General features: G+C 61.5%; 11 protein-coding genes. All 11 read right to left on the bottom strand.

Annotated elements, in window-relative coordinates:
• Positions 1–96 precede the first annotated feature (96 nt).
• Positions 97–1527, bottom strand: a complete 1431-nt coding sequence (locus ACMNAY_RS06050) for a hypothetical protein (RefSeq protein WP_418718787.1) — start codon at positions 1525–1527, stop codon at positions 97–99.
• A complete protein-coding gene (locus tag ACMNAY_RS06045; protein ID WP_418718786.1) occupies positions 1505–3754 on the bottom strand; it encodes a 6-pyruvoyl-tetrahydropterin synthase-related protein in 2250 nt (749 codons plus the stop codon). Before ACMNAY_RS06045 ends, ACMNAY_RS06050 begins: the two co-directional genes overlap by 23 nt.
• 10 nt (positions 3755–3764) lie before the next feature.
• Positions 3765–5936, bottom strand: a complete 2172-nt coding sequence (locus ACMNAY_RS06040; protein ID WP_418718785.1) for a hypothetical protein — start codon at positions 5934–5936, stop codon at positions 3765–3767.
• A gap of 161 nt (positions 5937–6097) precedes the next feature.
• The gene (locus ACMNAY_RS06035; RefSeq protein WP_394976181.1) at positions 6098–7150 is read right to left on the bottom strand and encodes a hypothetical protein; all 1053 of its coding nucleotides are present in this window, start codon (positions 7148–7150) and stop codon (positions 6098–6100) included.
• On the bottom strand, positions 7147–8193 hold the full coding sequence (locus ACMNAY_RS06030) for a phosphodiester glycosidase family protein (RefSeq protein ID WP_418718784.1): 1047 nt from the start codon (positions 8191–8193) through the stop codon (positions 7147–7149). Before ACMNAY_RS06030 ends, ACMNAY_RS06035 begins: the two co-directional genes overlap by 4 nt.
• Positions 8194–8207: 14 nt before the next feature.
• Positions 8208–9455 (bottom strand): PIG-L deacetylase family protein, encoded by a 1248-nt coding sequence (locus tag ACMNAY_RS06025; RefSeq protein WP_418718783.1) that lies wholly within the window; start codon positions 9453–9455, stop codon positions 8208–8210.
• Between the two features lie 165 nt (positions 9456–9620).
• The gene (rpoC, locus tag ACMNAY_RS06020) at positions 9621–13214 is read right to left on the bottom strand and encodes a DNA-directed RNA polymerase subunit beta' (protein ID WP_418718782.1); all 3594 of its coding nucleotides are present in this window, start codon (positions 13212–13214) and stop codon (positions 9621–9623) included.
• Between the two features lie 26 nt (positions 13215–13240).
• A complete protein-coding gene (locus ACMNAY_RS06015; protein ID WP_418718781.1) occupies positions 13241–17062 on the bottom strand; it encodes a DNA-directed RNA polymerase subunit beta in 3822 nt (1273 codons plus the stop codon).
• A gap of 448 nt (positions 17063–17510) precedes the next feature.
• Positions 17511–18140: a class I SAM-dependent methyltransferase gene (locus ACMNAY_RS06010; protein ID WP_418718780.1), complete on the bottom strand. Its 630-nt coding sequence runs from the start codon at positions 18138–18140 to the stop codon at positions 17511–17513.
• Positions 18141–18216: 76 nt separating this feature from the next.
• Positions 18217–19131, bottom strand: a complete 915-nt coding sequence (locus ACMNAY_RS06005; RefSeq protein WP_418718779.1) for an Rpn family recombination-promoting nuclease/putative transposase — start codon at positions 19129–19131, stop codon at positions 18217–18219.
• A gap of 98 nt (positions 19132–19229) precedes the next feature.
• Positions 19230–19506, bottom strand: a 277-nt coding sequence (locus ACMNAY_RS06000) for a sigma-70 family RNA polymerase sigma factor (RefSeq protein WP_418718778.1), incomplete at its 5' end; no start/stop codon positions are given.

Below are 19506 nucleotides of genomic sequence, written 5' to 3'. Positions count from 1 at the left end.
AATTACGCCAAGGGGCGCAACAGTTTTATTGTACACACTGTGGCTGTGCATGTCAACAGTATTTACAAAAAACTTTGCAGCAAATCAGCCAAAAATTCATTTTTTCGGCCGAAGGGAAAAAATATCGCCCAGCCCCCGGGCCGACACCGCCAGAATCAGCGGCAAAAGGCCCACGAGATAGCGGGAACGGGTCTCCCACACCAGCAGGAACAGCCCCGCGCCCAGCAGCGTCACCAGCGCCGCCCAGAGCAGGCCGTCCGCCTGTTCGCCCCGGCGTGCCTGACAAAAAGCGCACGCTGCAAGGCCCAGGCAGATCAGCAGCTGCTGGGCGTTCACAAGGGTCCGGAAGGCCGGCCAGTGCTCGCCGCTGTCCGCCACCCACTGCTGCAAAACGCCGGGGGCGATGGGGTCGATGCCCAGCTTGTGGGAGCCGAACCAGCTGCCGTCCGCCCAGGTGTAGGCCAGTTTCTGCCGCAGGTGGTCCAAAAAGCCCAGCGGGCCGTAGTCCGCCAGCCGGCGGAGGATCTCCTCTTTTGCGTGAGCCGTGCGGGCCGCAGCGTCCGGCAGAGCCTGGCTGGCCAGATGGTCGCTCTCGTCGTAGCCACCGGGGTTTTTGAGGCCCATCATCACATAGTGCAGCGGCGGCAGGCGGTATTCTTCGATGGCACCGGTGTCCAACACAGGGTTATTGCTCAGCCAGACCTGCCAGCCGGCCATGCACACCGCGAACACCGCTAATCCCGCGGCGACCGCCTTCAGCGCACCGCCCCGCCGCAGCAGCCAGAGGAGCACCAGCGCCAGATAGAGGAAAAAGGCAGTGGGTTTGAGGCGGAAGGCCAGAAAGGCCGCAAGGCCCATCACCGCCGCCAGCCACGGAGAACGCTTGCCCTCGCTCCAGCGCTGGGCAAGATAAATGCCCAGGCTGACAAAGGGCATGGAGAGGGTGTCGGTGTAGAAGATGGGGCCGTAGAGCCACAGGCCCGCGCAGGCAAAGCAGGCCAGCGCCGCCGCCAGCGCCCATTTTGCGCCCCAGCGCCGCTTCGCCGCCGCCCAGAGCAGCAGAACGGACCCGTCGATGGCCGCCAGATTAAAGAGGATGCCGCTGGCGAGGGGCGAAAGGCCAAGGATGCTGCCGGCGATGAACACCGGCGCCAGCACAAGGGCCAGAAAGAAGTTGTTGTTGGATTCAAGGAAATACTGCCAGTCAATGCGAATGGCGCCGGAGGAGGTGATCTCCAGCGCGCCGTGGTAGACCCGGCCGAAATTCCAGGCGGGTTCCACCCGCACCGCGAAGGCGAACGCCCCCGCGGCAAGGACAAAGAGGGCAAACAGCACCCAGAACGCCCGGCGCGCGCCGTTCTCGGTGAGGCTGGCCAGCAGCGGCCGCAGAGCGAACAGCACCGCCAGCGCAGCAGCCGCCAGCAGCACCGACCAGATGCCCACCGAGAACAGGCAGACGGCCAGCACAATCGCGAAGAATACAGCGGCCGCCCAGAGGGCCAGTTTATACAGACACCGCAGCGCCACCGCTCTCTCCCCTCTTTCTCCGTTCATACACCGCTTTCGCGCCCCAAGCCAGAGCCGTGAAGGCGCTCACCGCCAGCGCGGCGTTCCAATACCAGTAGCCCGCAAATTCCACCGTGAGGTGGCCCGAACCTGCCGGCAGCGTCACCGCCAGCCGGCCGTCGGGCGCGGCAGTGAGGTCGAGCGTCTGGCCGTTCAGCCGGGCGGAATAGCCGGGATAAGCAGTGAGAGGCAGATACACCACTGTATCCTGCTGGGCGGTGTAGTCGAATTCGATACGGCAACCGTTTTTGGTCAGGCCGGTCACCTCCAGTTCACTCTGAGGTTCCAGCGCGCTGGAAGCCGCTGCGAGGGTCTCATCGTTCACGCCCTCCGGCAGATACTCGTTGTAGTTGCCGCCGATGTGCGCGATGCCGTCGGTCTGGCCCATGTATACCTGGGAGGCCAGCAGGCCGTCCATCATAGAACTGGCGGGCAGGACTGCCGCCGCCAGCAGAACGCCCAGCACCGCCAGCTTCGCGCCCCGCCCCCGGAAGGGGATGGTGGCCGCCGCGGCCACCACCGCAAAGCAGGCGGCGGCAAAGGCCAGCGTGCGCCAGGGGAACTGCACCGGCGAGAGCAGCCGGTCCAGGGCGGGGATGCGCTGGAGCAGCTCCCAGGGGAAGTAGACGCTGGCCGCATAGAGGCACAGGCTCGCCGCCACCGCCGCAGCCACGCCCTGCCGAAGCCCCGGGCGCGGCCCGCTCTGCACGTCAAAGAGCCACCAGCCCGCCGCCAGCAGGCCAAGGCACACCAGCGGCGCAAGACCCAGTGTGAGGAGCATCTCGCTGTCCAGGCTGCCCAGCGACTGGCTCCAGAGGCCCGGGTCGGCAGACCAGAAGGTGGAGAACATCTGGGCGGGATAGAGAGAGTGCTGGTGCAGGTCCACATGGGAGCCAAAGATCTTGAAGCCGCCCTTCAGTGTGTAGGTGAGGAAAGGCACCAGGAACCACAGATTCACAAGGACCGTCAATCCGGCGGCCTTGCCCAGCGCCGCCAGGCGGGCGGGTTTTGTGAGGGCAGGCAGCGCCGCCAGGGCGCACAGCACTGCGAACACCGCCGTCATCTCGGTGGTGAGAATATGGCTTTGGAAGATGCCGGTGCAGGCCAGCACCAGCCAGGGCCACTGGCCGGCATCCCCCGCCAGCAGCTGCCACAGGCTGTAAAGCAGCAGGGGCAGAAACGCCATGGCCAGCACTTCGCCCAGCGCCGCGCGGATGTACAGGTCGCACAGGCGGTAGGGCGAGAGCAGATAAACGATGGCCGCGGCCATGCCCGCCGCGCGGCTGTTCATCAGCCGGCGGCCGCAGAAGTAGGCGGAGAAGGCAGTGCCCAGATTGATGGCGAAGAGCAGCGCCTTCCAGCTGAAGAGGATGGAAGCGCCCGCAAGGCGCAGCGACGCCGGGAAATAGAGGAACAGCTCCGGGTACATCACGCCGGTGGCGTAGCCCTTGCCGCCGAAGTGCTGGGTGCTGATGCGGGCGGGCCACTGGCCGCTCTGCAGCGCCCCGAACAGGCCCTCGATGCGGCGCAGGTGGAACTCCTGGTCCATGCCCACCGTCAAAAAGTCGGTGAACAGCGGATAGCTGGCCAGCAGCGCCAGCCCGATGAGCGCCGCCACCACCGCCGCCTGGGGCCGGCCTCTGCGCGCCGCGGCATAGAGCAGGCCGGCCAGCGCCAGCACAAAGAAGATCAGCAGCAGCGGGTCGGTCCAGTAAAGATAGCCCGAGCGCAGGGTGAGGGTGTTCACCGTGAGGGCGCCCTCGCCGCCGTAATAGACGCGGAATTCCAGATCGTCCACGGTGCGGTCCAGAGCAAAGTCCACCCGGGCCTGGGTCTGGGCCGGGTCAAGAGCCAGCGTGGCCAGCACCCGGCCCTGGGTGTTGTCCTCATTGAGCCAGCCGGGGCTGTACACCTCCACATAGCTGCCCGCCCCGTCGGTGGAATACATCATCGTCAGGGAAAAGGAGCCCGGCTCCAGATAGACGCCGGGGCCGTACATGAACAGGCCCGCCTCCAGATAGGAGGGGTCGGCATAGCGGGAATCCGCCGTGGTGGCCGTCTCGACGGTGGAGTCCAGCTCCATGGCGGTGAAGGTCTTGAGATAGCGGCTCTCCCGCAGAAGGGGCAGCAGCAGGCAAACGAGCGCCAGCACCACGGCCCAATAGCGTATGGTCTGTTTTCGTTCCATTCGTTTTTCCTCACACAGTCAGTTTGGTCCGTCTGCGCAGCGGCACGCGCCAGCCGGTGTGCCGGGCGACGGCCCACGCCGCCAGCCCCGCCGCCGCGGCAAGGCTGACCAGGTCGTCCACGCGGAAATACCACAGGCCCCGGTACCACACGGTCATGTGTCCCGCGTCGCTCTGGGTCCGGACGGTCAGGATGCCGTTTTCACCCGGCTCGCAGGCCAGCTCCGCGCCGGTGCCGTCCACCGCCGCATAGCCGGGGTACCAGGTCAAAGGCAGCTCCACGGCCTCGCCGCCGGAACCGCTCCAGTCAAATTCCATCCGGTTGCCCCGCTGGGACAGGCCGCTCACCTGCAGCCCCTCGCCGCCGGCGACGGGACGCCGCCGGGCGATGAGGTCTCCGGCGCTGGTACCGGTGTACAGGTACTGGGCATCGTACAGGTTATCGGTCACCAGCACTCCGTACCGGGAGTAGCTGGGCTGTTCCGCCGTTTTCTGGAGCATCTGCCCCGCCGAGGGCAGCAGCACCGCGCAGAAGGCCGCCGTCAGCACCAGAGCCTTTGCCTGCCGGGAAAGGCCCGTCAACTTCCAGGCGGCCAGCGCACCGCCGCAGAGGGCAAGGAACAGGCTGGCGGTGGTGAGAAAGCGCCAGGGGAACTGGATGACCGCCACCTTTTCGCCCACCACCGGCAGCCGCTGGGCCAGCGCCCAGGGGAACAGATCGGTGCAGAGCCACAGCGACAGGCCGGCAAAGGCCGCCGCGCCCGCGCCCAGCCGGGCGGACGACGGCAGCTGCGCCTTCTCCAGCCAGGCCAGGCCCAGCGCCAGCAGCAATGCTCCGCCCGCGGCCAGCAGCGCCAGGCCGGGGGTCAGTAGCATCTCCCCTTCCAGCGTGCCCTTGCGCATCGCGTCGCCGCTCACCGAGCCGAAGGTCATGAACAGCTGGGCGGGATAGAGGGCATAGTCCCACACGTCAAACTTGAGATGGAAAATGTTGAAATCTTCCCGGGAAAAGCGCGCCCAGGGAAGGATGTACCAAAGATTGAGGGCCAGTGCCAGCGCCACGGCCTTGACCAGCGCGAAAAAGCGCTCTTTTTGAAAGACTCGGCGCAGGCACACAAGACACAGCAGCCCGCCGAACGCCACGCAGAAGATGGTGGAGATGAGGTGGCTCTGGATGATGCCGGTCATGCCCAGCGCCAGCACCGGCCAGCCATCCGCCTCACGGAACAGCACCAGCCAGAAGCCCAGCGCCACCACCGGCAGAAAAGTCATGGCCATCGCCTCGCCCAGCGCCGCGCGCACATAAAGGTTGCAGATGCGGTAAGGAGCGAGCGTGTAGAGCACGCAGAACAGCAGCGCGGCAAAGGAGCCGCCCAGCATCCGCCGCCCCGCCTTCCACGCGAAAAGGGCGGTGAATGCGTTCAAAGCCAGAATAGTAAAGCGGTAGGCCCCTTCCAGCGAGACGCCGGCAAAGCGCAGTAGCGCCGCCGGGTACAAAAACAGGTCGGGATAGAGCAGGCTGGTGGCATAGCCCTTGCCGCTCACCGGGGTGGGCTGGATGCGCACCGGGAACTGCCCGCTGGCAAGGCCGTCGGCAATGCCCTGGATGCGGGTGAGGTGGAAATGCAGGTCCGGGCCGTAGGAAACGCCGGGCGTGAGCGCCGGCAGGCTTGCGGCCAGCGTGCAGCAGACCAGCACCGCCAGCACGGCCTTCTGTTCCCCGGTCTTCGGCCCCAGCAGCAGGAACGCCGCCAGCGCCCCAAGGGCCAGCACAGCGAACAAACCGTCCACGTCGCAGAACAAGCCGGAGGTCAGCCGGGCAGGCGTGGCCGTTTCATCGGTCCAAACCTGCACCCGCACCCGCTGGCCGTCCACCGCAAAGGCCGCGCTGCCCGTCTCGTTCAGCTGCACGCCCTCCCGGTTGTCTGCCGTGAGCCGGTCAGGGGCCAGCACCACCGCAGAGCCGGCGGCCTCCCCTTCCCATTCCAGAGTATAGCGTCCCGCGTCCAGCCAGAGGTCCTGGCTGACATGCCATTCCCTTTGGTCGTCCAGCACCTCCGGGATCTGCTCGGGCACATCCCACCGCAAAGGCACATTCAGGGCGCTGTTTTGCACCGCCCAGACCAGCGCCAGCGCAACACAAAGCGCCAGCACCGCCCAGCGGCGAAGTTTCGTTCGTTCCATGGATTCCTTTCCCCTTCCCATCGCCTCTGTTCATTATACAACACACCGGGCCAGCGCGCCAGCCTGTGAACGCCTTGGCGGCGGGGTTTTGCGCATTTTTTCGCCGGGCATAAAAAACCGCCCCGGCGCGCGGAGCGGTTTTGAAAGGGATTTCGTGTTGCTCACTGCACCTGCAGGTCCAGCAGTTTCCAACCGTCCCCTTCCCGCACCGCGTACATCCGGTACACGGAGGGGTAGCTGCGGGGACGCAGGCCTTCCTTATAGACCATATAGGTGAAGCGCACCGTGCCGGCCGCGGCGTCGGGGCCGAAGCTCTCCAGCTCCGACACGGAAAACTCCTCAAAAGCGGTGGAGTCGTGGCTGACATACCAGCTGGAGTCGAAGGTGCGCAGGCTGTTGTAGAACTCCGTGTCCGGCACAAGGCTGCCCTTGAGTTCGGCAAAGGAGGCGTCGTCGGAGACATAGCGGGCATAGACCCGGGCCGTCCGGTCCAAAAACTCCTCCAGCGACGCGGCGTCCCCTTCGCCCGGCTCTGTGGTGACAACGGCTTGCAGCGGGGTCTCCCACTCCACGCGGCAGCTTCCCTTTTCGCTTTGGGCGGTCACTTCCGGCTGCTCCAGCAAGCCGTCCACCTGCCAGGTGCACTCCATGGGCGCCGCCTCGCCCAGCGCCTCAAAGCCGGGGACCGGGGCGGTGCCGGTAAGCTCATTCTCCTCCAGCGGCCGGCCGTCCACCAAGACGGTCACGCCCTGGGACGCGCGGACGGTCACGGCGGACAGTTCCTGCACCTTGGGCCAGGCAGTCCACCCGTCCCCGTCGGGGAAGAGCAGGAACTCCGCCCGGCCGCCCTCGTCGTCCACCACCACGTAGGTCTCGGTCCCGTCGGCCGCGCCCTTGCGCACAAAGCGCAGGCTGTCCCGATCGGCAGGCAGGCCGTTCAGCAGCGCCCGGGCCTCTTCCAGATACTGGCCTGCGGTGGCGAAGCGTCCGGGCAGCATGGCCTCGGGCACGTCCTCTTCCTTCAAAGCATTGCCCTGCACCGCCTGCACGCTGCGCAGGATGGCCGCTTCGGGGGTGGCGGCTTCGTAGCGCACCAGAGCGGCCCAAAGCACCGCCAGCGCTGCCGCGCCCAGAGCACAGAGAACCAGGGCAAAGCCCACCGGCCAGGGCCAGAAGGGGCGGGGCCGGCCATAGCGCCATTTTTGTTCGCTCATGCTTCCCCCTCCCCTGCTTTGTCCACTACGAAGGCGGTGGGAATGTTGCGCGGGCCGTAGAGCGAGGCGCAGACGTTCACCGTCTCGCCCTGATAGATCATCTGGGTGCTGGAGCCGCCGTCCAGATTGGCCGCATTCACCGCGCCCCATTCCTGCATCACCTGGATGCAGTCCTGGTAGGTGGCGCCGAGGCTCTGGGGCTGGCGGCCGTCGATGGTCAGCAGCAGCACCGCACCGTCCGCCCGCTGGCCGATCACCGTGCGGGGGTTAAGGCCGCCGCCGGTTCCGGAGATCTCGGCGGGCTCGCCGTTGATGATGAACGCCGGGCCGAAACTGAGGGCGTCCCGCAGGCCGCGCTCCATCGCCTGGCGGCCGGTCATACGGCCCACCACCAGATGGTCGGTCTCGTCGAAGCCGATGACCGAATACTCCTGATCCATGCCGCCGGCGCGCAGTTTGCCCTGCTGAATGACCAGCCCCAGCGGCACGCTGCCGGTGCCCACACCGTTCTCGTCCACAAAGCCGCCGCCGTTGATGCCGGCCACGGCGTCGGCGTCAGCCACCAGCTGTTCCAGCTTCTGGCCTTTGCCCTCCGGGTCAAAGGAGGCGATGGCCGCCACCCGCACCCGGCTGGGATCATGGACCACCAGCATCTTGCCCTTGAAGCTGCCGCCGTTCACGTCGTGAAGTTCGATGGTATCCTTGGGTACCTGGGCGTCGCCGGTCTCAAACTCGCCGCCGGCTTCGGTGACTTCACCCGTCTCCAGCACGCCGTTCTTATCCAGAATGGCCTGCACCTCTTCGTCGCTCAAAAAGATATGGGCGGTGAATTTGGCGGCGCTGGTCTCCATCACCGTGTGCACAAAAAGATCCCGTGCCGCGGGGCTGGGCCCTTTGCACACGATATAAATTGCCCCCAGCAGGAAGGCGATCAGCGCGCAGAGGAACACCCCTGCCATCACCAGCACCCGCAACACCGGGCGGCGGGCACGGCCGGGCCAGGGCGCCGGGGTCGTTTCCGTTGGATGTTGTTGAGTCGTCACGATACCCTTCTCCTTCACGCGGGTCCGCCAAAAGCGGACGGGATATTTTCAAAAAAGTCGTTCTTCGCTTCGTCCGGGCCCACGTTGGTGTAGGCAAGGCCGAACTTGCGGCAGTCGTTGCTGCCGCCCGCCTTCATCTCGAACCACTGGGTCTGGCTGACGTGACAGGCAAAGCCCTCCGCCGCCATCTCCAGGGCGGTGCGTCCGTCAAAGGAGGCGAGAGGCATTTCGCCCCATTCCATCTGGATGGTATTTTCCGGCCAGAGATGCAGGTAACACTTGGGCACCTGCCAGACGCCGTATTCTTCGGCGCTCTCGGGGAACCGGGCCGCGTCGCCGCTCATCTCCAGCGCCGACAGCAGCGTGACGGCGTTGAGCATATGGGCCCCGTGGCCGTACTCGCCGTCAATGTCGTGCCCCAGCACCACGCTGGGCTTGAAGCGGCGCAGCTGTTCCACCTGCCAGGCGGTGACTTCCTCCTCGTTATAGACCTGTCTGGCGCTCTCAAGGCTCTCTTTGGAGGCGTAGAGGTCCGGGAAGTCGGAGATGACGGGATAGTTGCGCACTCCCACCGTCCACAGGCCGTTCAGCAGCTCGTGGGGACGGTAGGGCTCGCCCCAATGGTTTGTCATGTAGGCCACCTGCACCGCGTAACCCTTTTCCCCCGCGTAATAGGGCAGCGTCCCGCCGAACCAGAGGTGCTCGTCGTCGGCGTGGGTGGGCAGCACCAGCAGATCCGCCTTTTCGCAGGGCGGCTGCCACTGCTGCACCCAGTCCGGCACCTGGCCGGGAGTAAACGCATACACCTCACAGAGGACCGTGTCCGCCGGAAGATGCAGCGTCACAGTGGAAGCGGGCTGCTCCAGTTCCACATACTCGTGAATAAAGCCGTTTTGGCCGCAGGCCTGCTCCGTGCCGTCGGCAGTCTCCAGCCGCCACTCCACCGGGCGGTCGAAAACAAGGTACAGCTCGCCGATGTTCGTCTCGGCCTGCAGGGTGATGGCAGTATCGGCGGAAAGGCGCACCTTACAGAAATTGTCGGGGTCGTTGATGTTTGCGAGGTTCAGCCCCTCACCGCTGGCGGTGAGTTCCACCTGCTGCGCCGCGGGGCGGGGCGTAGGCTCCGGCGTCGGGGCCGGCGTGGGGCTGGGCGTGGGGGCCGCCGTGGCGGCGGGCGGCGCGCTTGACGCCGGCGCGGCGCAGCCGGAAAGCAGCGCCAACGCGGCCAGTGCGCCGCACAGGATCTGACGGATGTGTTTCATGCCATGCCCCTTTCGCCGCCTCTTTGCGCGGCTGTTCTATACCTCAAAACGTTGAGAAGCGCCGGTTTATTGCATATTCTGTGCAAGTATAAGGAAAAGCGCGGCGCTTCCCCGTTTTGGGAAAGCGCCGCGCTCTCATCTTGCTTTACGCCGGAGAAAACGCGCTCATTCCTCCGCGGAGACGGCGGCCGCAACGGGCTCTTCCGTCTTTTCGGGGACCGGCAGACCCAGCTGCTCGGCCTCGCGGCGGACGAGTTCTTCCTCCACCTCCGGCAGACCGGTGCCCGCGGGGATCAGCTTGCCGATGATGACGTTCTCCTTCAGGCCCATGAGCGGGTCCACCTTGCCCTTGATGGCGGCTTCGGTGAGCACGCGGGTGGTCTCCTGGAAGGAGGCGGCGGACATGAAGCTGTCGGTGGCCAGAGAAGCCTTGGTGATGCCCAGCAGGACCTGAGTCCACTTGGCCTCTTTCAGGCCTTCCTCGCCGTCGGCGATGCGCTGACGGATGATCTCGTTCTGCTCCTCCACCTTCATCTTGTCGGCCAGAGCGCCGCCGATGAGGTTGGTGGAACCGGCATCGTCCACGCGGACTTTGCGCAGCATCTGCCGCACGATGACCTCGATGTGCTTGTCGTTGATCTCAACGCCCTGCAGGCGGTAGACCTTCTGCACTTCCTGGATGAGGTAGTTCTCCACGGCGGTGCGACCCTTGATGGCCAGGATGTCGTGGGGGTAAGCATGACCTTCGGTGATCATGTCGCCCTTCTCCAGCTGGTCGCCCTCGGACACGCGCACGCGCTGGCCGAAGGGGATCAGATAGCTCTTCTCGCAGGGAGCGCCGTTCTCGTCCACACCGGTGACCACCACATGGCGGTTCTTCTTGGTGTCGTCGATGTGGGCGGTGCCCGCGATCTCGGTCATGATGGCCAGCGCCTTGGGACGGCGGCTCTCGAACAGCTCCTCAACGCGGGGCAGACCCTGGGTAATATCCTCCGCAGAGGCGATACCGCCGGTGTGGAAGGTACGCATGGTCAGCTGGGTACCGGGCTCGCCGATGGACTGAGCCGCGATAACGCCCACGGACTCGCCCACATGGACGGGGTTGCCGTTGGCCAGGTTGGCGCCGTAGCAGTGAGCGCACACACCCAGCTTGCTGCGGCAGCTCAGAACGCTGCGGATCTGCAGGCTGGTGATGCCGGCGGCCATGATCTTGTCGGCGTCGAACAGGTCCATCATCTTGCCCTCGGGCACGATGACCTCGCCGGTGGTGAGGTTGACCACATCGCCCACGGCGAAGCGGCCGATCAGACGCTCGCGGAAGGTCTCGATCTCCTCTTTGCCCTCCCGGATGTCGCTGACCATGATGCCCTCGGTGGCGCCGCAGTCCTCCTCGCGGATGATCACGTCCTGAGAGACGTCGACCAGACGGCGGGTCAGGTAACCGGAGTCGGCGGTACGCAGAGCGGTATCGGCCAGACCTTTACGGGCGCCACGGCTGGAAACGAAGTATTCCAGAATGTTCAGGCCTTCGCGGTAGTTGGCGCGAATGGGCATCTCGATGGTCTTACCGGCGGTGTTGGCCAGCAGACCGCGCATGCCGGCCAGCTGCTTGATCTGGTTCATAGAACCACGGGCACCGGAATCAGCCATCATAAAGATCTCGTTGTCCTTGGGCAGGTTGGCTGCCAGAGCCTTGGAGACCTTATCGGTGGTTGCCTGCCAGATGTTGATGGTCTGGGTGTAGCGCTCGTTCTCAGAGATCAGGCCGCGGTTGAACAGCTTGTTGACCTGAGAGACCTGCTTATCTGCGTCAGCGATCAGCTCGTCCTTCTGCGGAGGAATGACAGCGTCGCACACAGCAACGGAGATTGCCGACAGGGTGGAGTACTTATAGCCCTGAGCCTTGATGGAATCCAGCATCTTTGCGCAGGCACGGGTGCCGTTGCGGGTCATGCAGCGGGAGATGATATCGGGCAGGGTCTTTTTGGTCACGCGGAAGCTGACCTCATACTCCAGCCAGTGCTCCGGGTCGGTGCGGTCGATATAACCAAGGTTCTGAGGAACGGGGTTATTGAAGATGATGCGGCCAACGGTGGCATCCACCAGACCGGTGCGCTCCACACCATCAATGACCATGGTGCGGCGGACCTTGATGGGAGCGTGCAGGGTCACAACGTGCTCTGCATAGGCCATCAGGGCTTCGTTCTCATCGCGGAAGATCTTGCCTGCACCCTCTTCGTTCTCACGAACGGTGGTCAGGTAGTAGCTGCCCAGGATCATATCCTGAGTAGGAACGGTAACAGGTGCGCCGTCAGAGGGCTTCAGCAGGTTGCCGGAAGCCAGCATCAGCATCTTGGCCTCGCGGCAGGCATCCTCGCCCAGGGGCAGGTGAACTGCCATCTGGTCACCGTCGAAGTCGGCGTTGAATGCGGTACATGCCAGGGGGTGCAGCTTGATGGCACGGCCCTCGACCAGCACGGGGTTGAAGGCCTGAATGCCCAGACGGTGCAGGGTAGGTGCACGGTTCAGCAGGACCGGGTGGCCCTTGATCACGGTCTCCAGGCTGTCCCAGACCTCGGGCTTTGCACGCTCGACCATCTTACGGGCAGACTTGATATTGTTGGCAACACCCTTCTCGACCAGATCCTTCATCACGAAGGGCTTGAACAGCTCCAGAGCCATCTCCTTGGGCAGACCGCACTGATCCATCTTCAGCTCAGGGCCGACGACGATAACGGAACGGCCGGAGTAGTCAACACGCTTGCCCAGCAGGTTCTGGCGGAAGCGGCCCTGCTTGCCCTTCAGCAGATCGGACAGGCTCTTCAGGGCACGGTTGTTGGGGCCGGTGACCGGGCGGCCGCGGCGGCCGTTGTCGATCAGGCTGTCAACTGCTTCCTGCAGCATCCGCTTCTCGTTGCGCACGATGATGTCGGGAGCACCCAGCTCCAGCAGGCGGCGCAGACGGTTGTTGCGGTTGATCACGCGGCGGTACAGGTCATTCAGGTCGGAGGTGGCAAAACGGCCGCCGTCCAGCTGGACCATGGGGCGCAGATCGGGGGGCAGCACGGGCAGCACGTCCATGACCATCCACTCGGGGCGGTTGCCGGAAATGCGGAATGCCTCAACGACCTCCAGACGCTTCAGGATGCGGACCTTCTTCTGGCCGGAGGACTTTTCCACCTCAGCGGTCAGCTCAGCGCTCAGCTGATCCAGATCGATCTCCTTCAGCAGCTCCTGGATGGCCTCAGCACCCATGGATGCCTCAAACTCATCGCCGTAGCGCTCACGCATCTCACGGTATTCCTTCTCGGTCAGCAGCTGCTTCTTTTCCAGCGGGGTCAGACCGGGATCGGTAACGATATAGCTTGCAAAGTACAGGACCTTCTCCAGCAGGCGGGGGCTGATGTCCAGCATCAGGCCAATGCGGCTGGGGATGCCCTTGAAGTACCAGATGTGGCTGACGGGCGCGGCCAGCTCAATGTGGCCCATGCGCTCACGACGAACCTTTGCCTTGGTGACCTCGACACCGCAGCGATCGCAGATCTTGCCCTTGTAGCGGATGCGCTTGTACTTGCCGCAGTGGCACTCCCAGTCCTTGGTAGGTCCAAAAATGCGCTCGCAGTACAGGCCGTCGCGCTCCGGCTTCAGGGTGCGGTAGTTGATGGTCTCAGGCTTCTTGACCTCGCCGTAGCTCCAGTTGCGGATCTGCTCCGGAGAAGCCAGGCCGATTTTAATGGAATCGAAAACGTTGTTTTCCATGAAACGAACCCTTTCTTAATCTCTAGTTAAAAATCCACTTCGTCGGAAGCGGGAGCCGCACTGCCGGAGTTGTCATCTTCCAGCACAGAAGGATCATCGAAGCCTGCGTCAGCATCCTTGATGGTGTAATCGTTCAGCAGCTCATTCTCGTTGGTAACAGTCTCGGAACCTGCAACATCACGCATATCAAAGCCGGTCTCTTCGTCGTCGAAGTTCTGGCGCATATCGATCTCGTTGCCATCCTTGTCCTGGACCACAACGTCCATACCCAGAGACTGCAGCTCCTTCAGCATAACGCGGAAGGACTCGGGGATGCCGGGCTGCGGGATGGGTTCGCCCTTGACAATGGCCTCGTAGGTCTTGACACGGCCCTCAACGTCATCGGACTTGACGGTCAGGATCTCCTGCAGGGTGTAAGCGGCACCGTAGGCTTCCAGAGCCCAGACTTCCATCTCGCCGAAGCGCTGACCGCCGAACTGAGCCTTGCCGCCCAGAGGCTGCTGGGTGACCAGAGAGTAGGGGCCGGTGGAACGGGCATGGATCTTATCATCGACCAGGTGATGCAGCTTGAGGTAGTACATATAACCAACGGTAACGCGGTTATCGAACTTCTCGCCGGTACGGCCATCGTAAACGGTGGTCTTGCCATCACGGTCCAGCTCGATCTTGGAGAAGTCGATGATGTGGCCCTTCTCACCCATAATCTTGGGCAGCTTGGTGGGATATGCGGGAGCATTCTCACCGTGCCACAGCTCACGGGCGGTGTCGAAGGTATCGCCGATGTCGTTCTCACGCGCGGAATCGAACACGGGGGTCATAACCTTGATGCCGCATGCCTTGGCAGCGTAGCCCAGGTTGACTTCCAGCACCTGACCGATGTTCATACGGGAAGGAACGCCCAGGGGGTTCAGCACGATGTCCAGCGGGGTGCCATCGGGCAGGTAGGGCATATCCTCCTGCGGCAGGATGCGGGAAACGACACCCTTGTTGCCGTGACGGCCTGCCATCTTATCGCCGACGCTGATCTTACGCTTCTGAGCGATGTAGCAGCGGACGACCTCGCGGACACCGGGCTGCAGCTCATCGCTGTTCTCAGGAGTAAAGACCTTGACATCCACGATGATGCCGTACTCGCCGTGGGGCACGCGCAGAGAGGTATCACGGACTTCGCGGGCCTTCTCGCCAAAGATGGCGCGGAGCAGGCGCTCCTCAGCGGTCAGCTCGGTCTCACCCTTCGGGGTGACCTTGCCCACCAGGATGTCGCCGCTCTTGACCTCGGCACCGATGCGGATGATGCCGCGCTCGTCCAGATCCTTCAGGGCATCCTCGGAGACGTTGGGGATATCACGGGTGATCTCCTCAGGTCCGAGCTTGGTGTCACGGGACTCAGTCTCGTACTCTTCAATATGGATTGAGGTGTACACATCCTCGCGGACGATCTTCTCGTTCAGCAGGACAGCGTCCTCGTAGTTGTAGCCTTCCCAGGTCATGAAGCCGATCAGGGCGTTCTTACCCAGAGAGATCTCACCGTTGCGCATTGCGGGGCCATCGGCCAGCACCTGACCGGCCTTGACGCTCTCGCCCACCTCAACGATGGGGCGCTGGTTGATGCAGGTGCCTGCGTTGGAGCGGGCAAACTTGATCAGCGGGTAGTTGTCCACGCCGCCCTGTGCATTGCGGACGGTGACGTGGTCGGCATCCATCTTCTCAACGATACCGTCGTTCTTTGCCAGAACAGCGGTGCCGGAGTCGGTGGCAGCCTTGTATTCCATACCGGTAGCCACGATGGGCTGCTGGGTGACCATCAGAGGCACTGCCTGACGCTGCATGTTGGAGCCCATCAGAGCACGGTTACAGTCATCGTTCTCCAGGAAGGGGATGCAGGCGGTCGCAACAGAGACCATCATTCGGGGCGAAACGTCCATATAATCGACCTTATCGGCATCGATCTCCAGGATGTCATCGCGGCGGCGGGCAGAAACGCGGGGACGGATGAAGTGCTTGGTCTCATCCAGAGGCTCGTTGGCCTGAGCAACAACGTACTCGTCCTCAACGTCAGCGGTCATATACTCCACTTCATCGGTAACGACCTGATCGATCAGCTTGCCGTTTTCGTCGTAAGTCTTTTTGACCTTGCGGTAGGGAGCCTCAACGAAGCCGTACTCGTTGATCTTGGCGTAGGATGCCAGATAGGAGATCAGACCGATGTTGGGGCCTTCAGGGGTCTCAATGGGGCACATACGGCCATAGTGGCTGTAGTGAACGTCACGGACCTCGAAACCTGCGCGGTCACGGCTCAGACCGCCGGGGCCCAGAGCAGACAGACGACGCTTGTGGGTCAGCTCAGCCAGAGGGTTGTTCTGGTCCATGAACTGAGACAGCGGAGAGGAGCCGAAGAATTCCTTGATGGCGGCGACCACAGGACGGATGTTGATCAGTGCCTGCGGAGTGATAACGCTCTGATCCTGGCTCTGCAGGGTCATGCGCTCACGGATGACGCGCTCCATGCGGGAGAAGCCGATGCGGAACTGGTTCTGCAGCAGCTCACCAACGCTGCGGATGCGGCGGTTGCCCAGATGGTCGATATCATCGGTGGTGCCAACGCCGTGGCCCAGACCGTTCAGGTAGTTGATGGAGGACAGGATGTCCTTCACGGTGACGGTGCGGCCGATCAGCTGGTCATGGTTGCGGCGGAGCATTTCCTTCTGCTCCTCCACATCGGAGGTGGTGTCGAGGATCTTCTTGATCTCATCAAAGGAGCAGCGCTCGTTGATGCCGCACTCCTTGACATCAAAGGAGAAGAAGCCCTGTGCGTCCACACAGCCGTTGGTGATGACCTTGACCTTCTTGCCCTCGATGCTCAGAACAACGGTATCCACACCGGCGGCATCTGCCTTCTCGGCCAGCTCACGGGTGATCTTGCCCTGGGCCTCAACGATGATCTCGCCGGTCAGGGGAGCAACGATGTTCTCAGCGGCAACAAAGCCGGTGATGCGGCGGGCCAGAGACAGCTTCTTGTTCATCTTGTAGCGGCCGAAACGAGACAGGTCGTAGCGGCGCGGATCGAAGAACAGCATGTTGATCTGGTTGGTAGCGGACTCCACCGTGGGGGGCTCGCCGGGACGCAGCTTGCGGTAGACCTCCAGCAGGCCCTCGTCCTGGTTCTTGGTGGTGTCCTTCTCCAGAGTAGCCAGGATGCGCTCATCCTCGCCGAAGAAGTTCAGGATCTCCTCATCAGAGGAAAGGCCCAGCGCACGGCACAGCACGGTGACGGGCAGCTTACGGTTCTTATCGATACGGACATAGAACACGTTGGAGGCATCGGTCTCGTACTCCAGCCATGCACCGCGGTTGGGGTTCATGGTTGCGCTGTACAGGTCGTTGCCCACCTTATCTTTGGCATCTCCGTAGAATACGCCGGGAGAACGGACCAGCTGGCTGACGATGGCACGCTCAGCACCGTTGATCACAAAGGTGCCCGCATCGGTCATCAGCGGGAAGTCGCCCATGAAAATTTCCTGGTCCTTGACCTCGCCGGTCTCCTTGTTCAGCAGACGGGCAGTCACGCGCAGGGGGGCAGCGTAGGTCACGTCGCGCTCCTTGCACTCCTTGATGCTGTACTTGGGCTCCTTATCCAGACGGAAGTCCACGAAGCTCAGCGCCAGGTTACCGGTGTAGTCCTCAATGGTGCCGATGTCGTGGAAGACCTCTTTCAGGCCCTCGTCCAGGAACCACTGATAAGAGTTCTTCTGAACCTCGATCAGGTTCGGCATACTGATGACTTCGTCGATGTGGGAGAAGCTCATGCGCTCGGTTTTGCCGAGCTTTACGGGCTTGACTTTCATCATAAAATCAACCACTCCTTACTTTTATACTCTACGGATATTGCGTTATACGGGTCAGATTTGAGCACACACACATAAATCGACCCGTATCCTCCAAGGAAGTTCGTCGCTTTTCACAAACTTTTCGGTCAACACCGTCCAGCCGCTTCCAGTACAGCTCCCTTTTTGGCGCACTAGGCCATTATGTGATACTAATGCAGTATACACCTCAAAAGCCTTGCTGTCAAGCCATTTTTCGCATTTTGGCCCAATATTTTTGTCAAGCCCGCGATTTTATGGTGCGCACGGGCACGTGTAGGCTTTGCGCCTTTTGGCTCTTGATTTTTGAGTTTTGCACGTTCTCGCCAAAAACACCCTTGTGCATTTTGTACACCTTGGCTCTTGATGCGCGCTCTCCCCTGCTCATGCAAAAAGCACCGCAGCTTCCTGCGGTGCTTTTTGCCCTTCTCTATCAGGCGCTCTTCTTTTGTAATTGGACAAGCAGGCCATCGGGTAGTTCTTTGATTTGAACCTCGACTTCGACCTCTATGATCTCCGCCACTTCTTCTCTCCGATAAGGATGAAAGACCAACCCTTCCCATTTCCCAGATTCAAAGAGATAGTCCCCTTCTTCTGTCACACAGTGCGGCTCCCGCTCGTACTCTTCATCCATGCCATCCAACGTAAACAGAAGAATCCCGCCGGGTTTTGTAATGCGACACAACTCCCTCACCGCACGTTTTGCATCGAATTTCCGCATGTGGTCAAGCACATCTCTTGAAATGACTGCATCAAATTCGTTTTCCTGATATCCCGTCTGCAAAACATTTGCCGTTTTCAGCTTTGCGGATTTTCCTGTACTTTGCATGAGCCTTTCTGCAATTTCAACTGCACCGCTTGCCACATCAAACCCGCTCATATCAAATCCGTGCCGAAGTAGTCTCAACATATATACACCACAGCCACAGCCTGCATCACATACTGTTTTTGCTTTCTCCCGCAAGAGACATTCTATCATTTCATCCGGCTCTTCTTTCCGGGTAATATATTCTTTCAGCCGCCTTTCGTCTATTGCGCCCCAGGACGCATCCCAAAAATCCATTTTTAACGTTTCCCCTATCTCCTCACTGATAATAAGGGGCACCAGCCAATACGACCGGTACCCTCACTATATTCTCTTACGGAACAATTGACAGTTCTTTCATCAGCTTCTGCCGGTAAGCTCTGTCCTCCGTTGCCCGGCGGATATCATCCATCCGTCCACATTCCAGAAGCTTCTTCACCAGCAGTGCAAACATGTCCTCGCCCTGCTGGATACCAGACTGTGTTCCCTTCTGCATTCCAATCTGGATTCCTCTATTTTCTACACGTTCCAGAACTTCACACATATTCTGTGGACCTCCTTCCTGCTGGTCATTGCACACATCCTCAAATCGATGATCACCGGTCATTACGCTTAACAGCTGCAACGTTTCCTGTACATGCTTCATTGTCTGTGCACTGGGGGTATAATCGTTCTTTTCCCTTTTCTGCACAAAGTAATCCGCTACAATGCGGAAATCACTTTGGAACAGTTCAACCTGTTCTCTTGTCAGATAAGCAATCTCAAACAAATTGATTTTGTAGTCATTGACAAACGGCCTGAACTTTTCCGGCACATCCACTCGTTCTAAAAGCGACTTTGCCTGATTCCAGTGCTTTTTATGCCCGAAGTAAAGCACCAGCGTTACCACCGGATATCTTACTGCATTTTCCTTTTCCAGCAATTGTGCCCGATATTCTGCACCATCATAACCGATTACCCGAAGCGGCATATCCGGGTCAATACCTGTTTGGTTTTCTACACCAATACAGGCCAGCCGAATCTGCTCCTTCTTCCAGCGCTTGGCTACATCTCGCTCTATCTCGTGGACTTTTCCATCTGCTTTATAATAAGCGCGCGGTGCCTGATCTTCCAATTCATCCGCTTTCAGGATTTCTTCTCCCTGAAACAGCAGTACATTCACAATATCCGAAAACACATCGTTATATGCTTCCAGAATCTTTTCCGTTGCATCTTTTCCTGCCATTTCATCACCGTCCATCCTGTACATCAGGCAGATTACTTTTTACATTTTCAGTTTATCATAGAAACGTCTGTTTTTCAAGTACGCAAAAAAGCACCGCAGCTGCCTGCGGTGCCCTTATATGCTCATTCTTCCAGATAATCCCGCAGTCGCTTTGCGCGGCTGGGATGGCGCAGCTTGCGCAGAGCCTTGGCCTCGATCTGCCGGATGCGTTCCCGGGTCACGTTGAATTCCTTTCCCAGCTCTTCCAGGGTGCGGGCCTGCCCGTCCTCCAGCCCGAAGCGCAGAGTCAGCACCCGCTCCTCCCGGGGTGTCAGGCTCTTGAGGACGTTTGCCAGCTCCCGCCGCAGCAGTTCCCGCCCGGCCTCGACCACCGGCACGCCGGCTTCCTCATCCTGAATA

This window comes from Candidatus Allofournierella merdipullorum (genome assembly GCF_048426865.1).
GTDB classification, from domain to species: domain Bacteria; phylum Bacillota; class Clostridia; order Oscillospirales; family Ruminococcaceae; genus Allofournierella_A; species Allofournierella_A merdipullorum.
Note: the sequence above shows the minus strand (reverse complement) of the source record. Positions and strands in the feature narration are given on the sequence as shown.

Excerpts from the sequence above, each read along its gene's own strand:
- ACMNAY_RS06045 (WP_418718786.1), bottom strand. The coding sequence starts at position 3,754 with ATGGAACGAAAACAGACCATACGCTATTGGGCCGTGGTGCTGGCGCTC.
- ACMNAY_RS06040 (WP_418718785.1), bottom strand. The coding sequence starts at position 5,936 with ATGGAACGAACGAAACTTCGCCGCTGGGCGGTGCTGGCGCTTTGTGTT.
- ACMNAY_RS06035 (WP_394976181.1), bottom strand. The coding sequence starts at position 7,150 with ATGAGCGAACAAAAATGGCGCTATGGCCGGCCCCGCCCCTTCTGGCCC.
- ACMNAY_RS06025 (WP_418718783.1), bottom strand. The coding sequence starts at position 9,455 with ATGAAACACATCCGTCAGATCCTGTGCGGCGCACTGGCCGCGTTGGCG.
- rpoC (WP_418718782.1), bottom strand. The coding sequence starts at position 13,214 with ATGGAAAACAACGTTTTCGATTCCATTAAAATCGGCCTGGCTTCTCCG.
- ACMNAY_RS06015 (WP_418718781.1), bottom strand. The coding sequence starts at position 17,062 with ATGATGAAAGTCAAGCCCGTAAAGCTCGGCAAAACCGAGCGCATGAGC.
- ACMNAY_RS06010 (WP_418718780.1), bottom strand. The coding sequence starts at position 18,140 with ATGGATTTTTGGGATGCGTCCTGGGGCGCAATAGACGAAAGGCGGCTG.
- ACMNAY_RS06005 (WP_418718779.1), bottom strand. The coding sequence starts at position 19,131 with ATGTACAGGATGGACGGTGATGAAATGGCAGGAAAAGATGCAACGGAA.